The 7,618-nt window shown below is 59.0% G+C and carries 7 protein-coding genes and 3 pseudogenes; 2 read left to right on the top strand and 8 right to left on the bottom strand.

All coding sequences use genetic code 11. The annotated features are described in order from the left end of the window. Together ALC15_RS40520 and istB are read right to left on the bottom strand one after the other, a co-directional pair. The coding region (locus tag ALC15_RS40520; RefSeq protein ID WP_050632094.1) for a transposase at positions 1–273 on the bottom strand (273 nt) is incomplete at its 3' end. A 392-nt stretch (positions 274–665) separates the two neighbouring features. Continuing rightward, positions 666–1,268 (bottom strand): annotated as a pseudogene (gene istB / locus ALC15_RS40510) (IS21-like element helper ATPase IstB); the annotation flags it as partial. Here istB and ALC15_RS47435 point away from each other — a divergent pair. Continuing rightward, a complete protein-coding gene (locus ALC15_RS47435) occupies positions 1,210–1,611 on the top strand; it encodes a hypothetical protein (RefSeq protein WP_162240559.1) in 402 nt (133 codons plus the stop codon). The pseudogene istB and the gene ALC15_RS47435 overlap by 59 nt on opposite strands. 337 nt (positions 1,612–1,948) lie before the next feature. Beyond that, positions 1,949–2,146 (top strand): hypothetical protein, encoded by a 198-nt coding sequence (locus tag ALC15_RS40505; protein ID WP_050632092.1) that lies wholly within the window; start codon positions 1,949–1,951, stop codon positions 2,144–2,146. Positions 2,147–2,460: 314 nt separating this feature from the next. Here the strand turns inward: ALC15_RS40505 and ALC15_RS40500 are convergent, their stop codons facing one another. From ALC15_RS40500 to ALC15_RS42895, 6 genes and pseudogenes are all read right to left on the bottom strand, one after another. Beyond that, the gene (locus ALC15_RS40500; RefSeq protein ID WP_200914750.1) at positions 2,461–3,063 is read right to left on the bottom strand and encodes a VOC family protein; all 603 of its coding nucleotides are present in this window, start codon (positions 3,061–3,063) and stop codon (positions 2,461–2,463) included. A gap of 331 nt (positions 3,064–3,394) precedes the next feature. Next, complete coding sequence (locus ALC15_RS47025) at positions 3,395–4,468, bottom strand: hypothetical protein (protein WP_244486492.1); 1,074 nt, start codon at positions 4,466–4,468, stop codon at positions 3,395–3,397. A gap of 66 nt (positions 4,469–4,534) precedes the next feature. Then, entirely contained in the window at positions 4,535–5,902 is a 1,368-nt protein-coding gene (locus ALC15_RS43930; protein ID WP_128089747.1) for a hypothetical protein, read from the bottom strand. Between the two features lie 392 nt (positions 5,903–6,294). Beyond that, positions 6,295–6,621, bottom strand: a complete 327-nt coding sequence (locus tag ALC15_RS40485; protein WP_050632090.1) for a hypothetical protein — start codon at positions 6,619–6,621, stop codon at positions 6,295–6,297. A gap of 530 nt (positions 6,622–7,151) precedes the next feature. Then, positions 7,152–7,358, bottom strand: a pseudogene (locus tag ALC15_RS44650) (IS630 family transposase); the annotation flags it as partial. Positions 7,359–7,416: 58 nt separating this feature from the next. Next, positions 7,417–7,560 (bottom strand): annotated as a pseudogene (locus ALC15_RS42895) (transposase domain-containing protein); the annotation flags it as partial. Positions 7,561–7,618 lie beyond the last annotated feature (58 nt).

Genomic DNA, 7,618 nt, shown 5'->3' with positions numbered 1-7,618 from the left:
GGTGGACCATACATTTCGGCGGATCACGTCCTGCAGCATCTCCTTGTCGAGCGACAGGTCCGCCACCAGCTTCTTCAGCTTGCCGTTCTCCTCCTCGAGCTGCTTCAGCCGTCGCATCTCCGTCGGCAGCAGCCCGTCGTATTTCTTCTTCCAGTTGAAGTAGGTCGCCTGGCTGATCCCGGCCTTGCGGCAGATCTCCGCTACCGCAACCCCGTCACTGCCCTGCTTCAGGATGAACGCCTTCTGGGCGTCCGAAAACCTCGAGGCCTTCATCGTCCTTCGCTCCTCCCAGCCGGGGAATCGGTGCGAAAAACTCTAGCCAATAATGGTCCAGTTTGCCGGCCTCAGATCACAAGTCGATCGGCGGGGCCGCAGTAATCAATCGCCCGCCGACTTCAGGACAGCCAGGCGTTGCTGCGCCAGCAACTCGACCAAGGCAATGGAGCTCCTGGTGATTCCAAACTTCACGTAGAGCAACGACGCCTCTTGGGCGAAGCTCCTAGATTTAAGCTCGACACGGTGCCAGAACTCGACGTCGTATAGCGCGGCGATCTGGGTCGGAAGAGCGCGGCAATCAAGGTAGCAAGTCAGTGTCGCGGCGTAGTGATGATTGCCGCGATGTTGTCGCGCGCAAGAGCTTTGTTGGCTCTGATTGACGCGGAGCGTCAATCAGCACGTGTTTTTGATGTCGCGTGCTCCGGCGGCCGTCCTGGACCGCGCTTTCGCTCGATCGCGGTGCGGCGGCGATAGCTCTCGACGTTCATCTCGATGATGGTAGCGTGGTGAACGAGGCGATCGATGGCGGCGAGGGTCATAGCGGGGTCCGGGAAGACCCTGTTCCATTCGCCAAAGGGCTGATTGGCGGTAATCAGCATCGAACGCCGCTCGTAGCGTGCGCTGATGAGTTCGAACAGCACGCTGGTGTCGGCTTGGTCCTTGGAGACGTAGGCAAGATCATCGAGGATGACGAGGTTGAAGCGATCGAGGCGATTGATGGCGGCCTCGAGATTGAGCTCGCGGCGAGCCACCTGGAGCTTCTGAACGAGGTCGGTGGTCCGGGTGAAGAAGACGCGCCATCCGTTCTCGATCAGGGCAAGGCCGAGAGCTGCTGCCAAGTGGCTCTTGCCGCCGCCAGGCGGGCCGAACAGGAGGAGATTGGCGCCCTTGCCCAGCCAGCCGTCGCCTGCGGCGAGCGCGCTCACCTGCGCCTTGGAGACCATCGGCACGGCCTCGAAGTCGAAGCTGTGGAGGGTCTTTCCGGCGGGCAGCCCCGAGCACGTCGGCTCTTTGGCTCTAGCTGGTTTTCCTGATCCAGATTTGTTCGATCGTTGCGCCCATTCGGGTCGTCGCCTTCTCACAACCGCGCGTTGCGACATGCCGACGCTGTGGTGCAGGCGCAAACTTCGCGAATGTGGCGCATGGACAGTCTCTCTGTCGGCATCTCGATCCTCTGCGGTTGGGCAAAAGACCAAGCTACCTGGGTTGCAGACTGTCAGTGGTGTGCGCCTCGCCGTCCCCGATCGCGATCCGCTGGAAAAAACGATCACATTCCCTGGAATGGGCGATCACGATCCGTTGGAAACGGTGATCACGATGCTCTGGAATGAGTGATCACGATGGCCTCGAATTGGTGATCACGATCGTCTGGAACGCGCACGCGTAGTTCTCAAAACTTGGCTGCGTCGCTCCGAACTTCAACAGAGAGCGGGACATTCCCACGGGCGCGCAGGGAGGAGAGTTTCAAGGGGCCCCCCAAAGTCTGGCAGCGCCAAGCCGCAATCGTCTACGAAATGATGCGCGCCATATGCTCGGCGATCCATCGCGATTACGGCCGCACGAAGCACATCGGCGCAATGGCTGAAGAGATGCTGGTGGGTATGGTGATCCGCTTAACGACGATGCCGATCTCAATCCAATCACAATCAGCGCGATTGGAAGGCTGCTCAACGTGGCGTTGCCGAGAGTCCGTCGCGTCATTGCGAGGCTGATTACCCACAGGAGCATCATCCGTGAAAGCGGCGACGGCTACGTCGGCGATCCCGATTATATTTTAGCGCGAGCCGACCGCGACGATTACTTCCCGGAGATACAAGAAGCGATCTCCAAGGCCGCCGCAGCCCTCGCGGCACTCAGGAAGAAAAATTAGGCCCCGGTCCCAGGCCGCGGTACTCGCATCCCAGGTTAATACGAGCGCGTCAGCTGCTGGCCTAGAGCTTTGGTATTCGCCCAACGCAAGGGTGCGGAACGAAACGAGAGGTCCAATGCAAAAACTTGGCAACGAACAGTTTAAGCGCGAGCGTCAAGCGCTGATCGCCAAAATCCATTACGCCCGCGAGTTCCTTCGCGGACTATTGCGCCATCACCACTGAATTGACCGAGGAAGAGCACGGCTCGCCGAGGAGACCGAGAAGTTTCTGGATGAAGGGGTCAACGCCTCGGTGAGCGGCCCGGCGCCCGACCCTACAAAGGGTGAATGATCACCGAGGGCCCTACGAGATGTGCTTGCAAGCACTCAGTCGACGATTTCAAGTTGGTGCCCCCAAGGATCGAGAACATAGAGATTGGTCTTTCCAGCCAGCGGGCCCGCATCGATGTAAATTGCGTCGAGGACAGTGCAGCCGTGAGCGGCCAAATAACTAGCCGCCTTACCGACATCATCCACCCGAGGCCAAGATGGTGTCCGCCACGATCGCAGTTCCGGGGCAAGTCAAACCGGCGCTGTTCGGGCTTGTCGTATTGAACAAGTTGAAATTTCAGATTCGGCGTGAGTTTCAACATAGCGAACCTCAACCTGGCCTCCGCCACGTTGACGTGAGATTCCATCCAGTCTCGACCGTCCGTTCCGCGAGGTAGGTCGGCGGCATCCAGCGGTCCCAAGCGAAAGAGCTCGGTGGCGCCGAACACATCGCAGTAGAAAGAAATGGCGGCATCAAGATCCGGAACCGTCCAAGAAACATGGTCTGCTTCAAGGAAATTTGGCTTTTCCATAGCCGCACCATCCAGTTGACACGGCGCCTCCATCGCATTTTGAGACATGCCGCGCTTGCGAAAGGTGAGATCCACCTCGCTTCATCACAGCTCCAGATTGCATCGCAAACTGGATCGGCTTCTACAACCGCGCATCAGAGCACCGATTTGTTTATGTTGTTGAAGAGAAGAGACTTTGCTAATTGGGATGCGATCCTGCGGGGGTTTTGGGTTCTGCCGCGCCAGTGCGGTGATGGATGTGGCGGCATCCGTCCTCAAGGCGGCGCGCGCGCGAAGATCCATGGGCCCATCCGGCAGAGGATGGACGGCTTCGATCTGACCAGCTTCTACAGCCAAGCGCAGCGTCTTGGGTGGTGCGACCTTGAGAAGCCTGGCGGTGTCGGAGAGATTGGACCATGTCTCGACGCTATCCTCGGCTCGCCGGAAGACGGGGGTCCGATGTTAAGATCGCGTGGCGGTGCTCGCGGGTCCAGCGGTTGCCGTTACGCGTCTTGAGGCCGTTGCGGTTGAGCAGGCCCGCAATCAGGTCGTCGCTGGCGATCAGCACGAGTTGCCGGATAGCTGCTTTGATGTCGCCGAAGGTGCTGTTACGCTGCCCACGTCGACGCTTCGGCAGCCGTATCTCGCTGTGAGCGCCAGCGGCCCAGAGCACGGAGAGAACGATCTCAGACGCTTCGTCATCGATATCGGCAACAACCTCGTGGATCAGCGTACGGACGATGCGCTTCTTCAGCCGCGTATCGGTGGTGGGCCCTGACCAGACTGCCTTGAGGTTTGAGGCCAGCACATTGAGCCGCGCTGGATCGATCGCTGTCGGTGCGGTCGCCGCGTCATGCGCGGCAATCTTGCTCTCCACCTCCGCGACGCGGGTAAGCGAGTGATTCCAGGGCGCCTCAAGCTCTGCGGCAACCAGGCGGTTTGCCGGATCAGCCGGGTCATATTGCCGGAAGGCGCGATCGGCCGCGTAACGGGCCGCTTCGAGATCACGGCCCAGCGCTTCGCGAACTTGATCCTTCTGATGTGTGGCATGGGCTGCGGCGGCCGTAGCCGCCGCGACGGCGCCGGGTCCGACAACGCCTAGCGATGTCTCTTCGATCGCATCATCGACGCGCAAGCCTCCGAACGCGATGCAGCGCGGTTCGCCGTTGTCCATCCAGCCGCGCGAGCAGCTGTAACGGGGCATGTGACACTTCATACCGCTGTAGCGCAGCGCCAGCTTGCGGCCATAACGCCGGCAGCGGATGAGCCCAGCGCGCAGAGCCTCGCCACGCTTGGCCGCGCCATGATGCCGGCTCGTTGGCAAGTTACTGGAGACCATTGTACGGATCGCTTCGAACCTCTCCCAGTTCACATAGCCTTCGTGGGCGTCCGGCTTGAGGGCGAGCCACTCCGCGCGCGTCTTGCGGCGGATCTTCGCACCTGCTCCATGGACGCCGTAACCCGTCGCTACGGCTAGCCATGGACTTGCTTGGCCGGCCATCCGCACACCGCAGGATCGCGGTCATTTCGGGGTAGTCAAGCTAAGGGTCTGAAAACCGTCGCTCTGTCATCGTCCTACGCGCGGTGCATTCGAATATGGAGCGGCGGAACGCATTTCCGCGTCCAGCGGTGCAGTGGGAGCACAAGGGTTCGTCACCTTGAATTGAACGGCGTTCTGAACAGCGACCTTCATCTGGAGCGAAAAGTCTAGCGACTTTAGCTCCGCAGCCGGCATCGTCTGTTCGCACGTTGCCGGGTCAACAGCGCCGAACGGAGTATCGCCACGAAAATTCCGGAACCAGAAAAGACGCTTTGCATCCGTATCGCATTTGTTCGAGAACGGACCAAGCGCCGCCGCAACTGGAAATTCGGCCGTGCCGTGACAACTAAGGCAGCCGGAAGCAGGATTGTCGACCGGGCCGTTCGGTCGGCCGGCCCAGCCGAGATGCTTCAATGCAAAGCCGGGGATCTGCGATGAGAGTCCCGACTCGGTCAATTTTTTGCCAGCGGCTCTATCCGCCGGGGTATAATTTTCGTCGTTGCCCCACGACATGCCGACCGGACGCAACCGCTTCCAGGAAACTGCATCGGTCGCCGTTTTGTCGAATGCGAACGTACCGAACACCCAGCCAGTCGGCGCGCGCGAATCGACAGCGGCGACGTCCATCTGAAGAAGTCGCAGGGTTTGAAGACCTTTGTCCGTGAGGATCGTGAACTCAGGGGCTCCGGTCATCGGATCGGCCGATGAATCGGTAAAGTCTTCCGGCTTTGCGTTGCTGAAAAGGATCTTGAAGGACGCGGTACCTTCGGCAAATCGGGCGGCGGCGAGATTCGGATTAGCACTCGCCCAGACCGTTCCTATCGTGGTCGCGCCGGGAGCATTATAGAAACCGATCGCAAAGTTCCTAATAGTTACGTTTGGCTTTACTCCAAGTTCGGGGCCGGTGACGGACCGCTCTTCAGTTAAACCTCTAATGGGCTCGCGACGCGGAGGTCCATAAGTCATCAGCGGCATATGAAACCAAGGGCGTACAGAATTCCTTTCGGGCCTGAAATCGCTTTCGATCATGCCTTCGAACGAATAGTCCCTCAGGGCATAGAGATACCGATCGACGTCGCTAAAATCAATCTTAAGCCAAGGATAGCTATCCTGCGGCGGCGTTGTCGGATAGTTTTGCGATAACAAGAACCAAGGTCCGGTGTAAGCTCCTGCATCATGGGAAGAATTTACGATATAGTCGGGAAAGCGGCCGGTGCATTGTGCGACAAACGGGCCGGGCTGCGGCACAACTTTTCCGTTTGTGTCTACCGAAAGGCAGCGACTGCCAGTACTGCACGCGTCGAAGGAGGATGCGCTGGTCGGGATCGCGGTCCCACAGCACACCGCAGCAAAGAATGAGAATACTGTCGAGACGCTAGCCGGAAAGCGAATCATCAAACAGCTCCTGTTGCACACATCTAAGCGAATTGATGTTAATCTCAACGACGTGTCTCAGCAAAAGTACAACCTTTGCAAGGGTTCGAGAAGCGGAACAGAGATCCTGCGGCGCTTTCGAGCGACTTGGCCGAGCGACTTGGCTACATCGAACAGTGGGACGCGCGACGTGACTAGAACGTCAACTCTTCCAGCACGGAAGATCGTATTCGCCTGATCGCTATGTCGACGATCCCGCACCGGTCTCACCCGGCACCGGGGACACGGTCATTGGAAAGCCGTCATTTGTCGACCAGATTCGACCGGAGTTGGGATGACCCGGAGCAAAGGGACAATGGCCGCGCGCTCTTGTTTGGCTGCTCGAAACCGCAAGCAGCCAAACTAGTTCTATGCTATTGGCGAATGAAAGCGCCGCCGAGGCCGATTGTTTCGGCGTCGAAATTGGCGAGCCCGCCAAAGCTCTTTAGCCGTTTGAATTCCTGGCTGTCGGAGGTCAAAGAGAGAGCGACATAGCCGGTGTCGTCGTCCAGGCCGGTCAGTACTGCGACCGTGGTTGGTCCGGTACTGTTCTTGAAATGGTAGTGACCGGTCGCAGGATAGTTGTGACCGTTATAGCTGATGGTAGCCGAGGTGATCTGGCCATTCGAATCGTTGGCCTGAGCAATTACGAGTTTCGCTCCGATGTTGTCGTTCACATACGTACCCTGAAGTTTGGACATAGCACTGCTCCTTACGAATGACGTGGCACCACGCAATAGGCTTGTCGACCAGTATGTTAAGAAACGTCCTGCGAAGCACCTACCAAGATTAGTGAGGCTGCGGTTGTTCGCATGCCGTCGGTCCTCGTCCGTCCTGAAGCGGATGTCAACCAGCATCAGACATCCCGCCGAACTCCTCTACCGGCCGACATTTACACCCAACGCCGAGATTCGTTATGTGGTTGAAGGCGCAGTTGTCTACGAAGCTGATGGAAAGCCGCCGCAGACCTTCAAGGCGTCAAGGCAGGCGAGGCATACGCGGAGATGCCGGCCGAGGTCCACAACTTGAGAAATGCGAGCTCGACGCAGCGAGCGAAGGCTATCGGTTTCCAACAAGGGCCAGCCGGTCCAAACCAATGCTCCCTGAACGGGTCTTGGAAGATGGAGGTTTGGATTCGCTCGGGGTGCCCTCCGCCCGCGCGCTGAAACCACAGCAGTCGACATTCGCGTAGCTTGCGCGAACTGTGCAAGTCTTATGTGGCCGACGGCATCTAGTGTCCTGAACCAGAAGTTCGCAACATCGGGTGGTGTTTTGCCGGGGCATTGTAACGGCAGAAGCGCTTGACGGAAGCAAGGATGTCATCGGCGGATTTGGTCCATCGGAACGGTTTGGGATCGGCGTTGTGTCGTTCGATGAACGAGGCGATGTCGGCCCTGAGGGCGCCCACGCTGCGATAGACGCCGCGCCGGATCTTCTGTACGCATCCGACCAGCACCCCGGGCAGGCGCGCCGGGTCTGCGGGTCTGCGGTGGCGCTCAGGCGGCAGCGGCTTTGGACTGTCCGGTCACCTTCCAATTCCACGGGAGTAGATCGACGATTCTGTTGACGGTGTGATCTGGAAGCCTGGCCAGCACGTCGGCGAGCCGGGCTTGCGGATCAGCGTCGTTCATCTTGCAGGTTTATGCCGCCCGCCGAACTATGCCGAGTTGAGTCGTTTTCCCCAGAGTTCTGGCTGAC

The sequence above is a fragment of the Bradyrhizobium viridifuturi genome (assembly GCF_001238275.1).
Taxonomy (GTDB): domain Bacteria; phylum Pseudomonadota; class Alphaproteobacteria; order Rhizobiales; family Xanthobacteraceae; genus Bradyrhizobium; species Bradyrhizobium viridifuturi.
The sequence above is the reverse complement of the archived record's forward strand: the minus strand, read 5'-3'. Positions and strand labels throughout refer to the sequence as shown.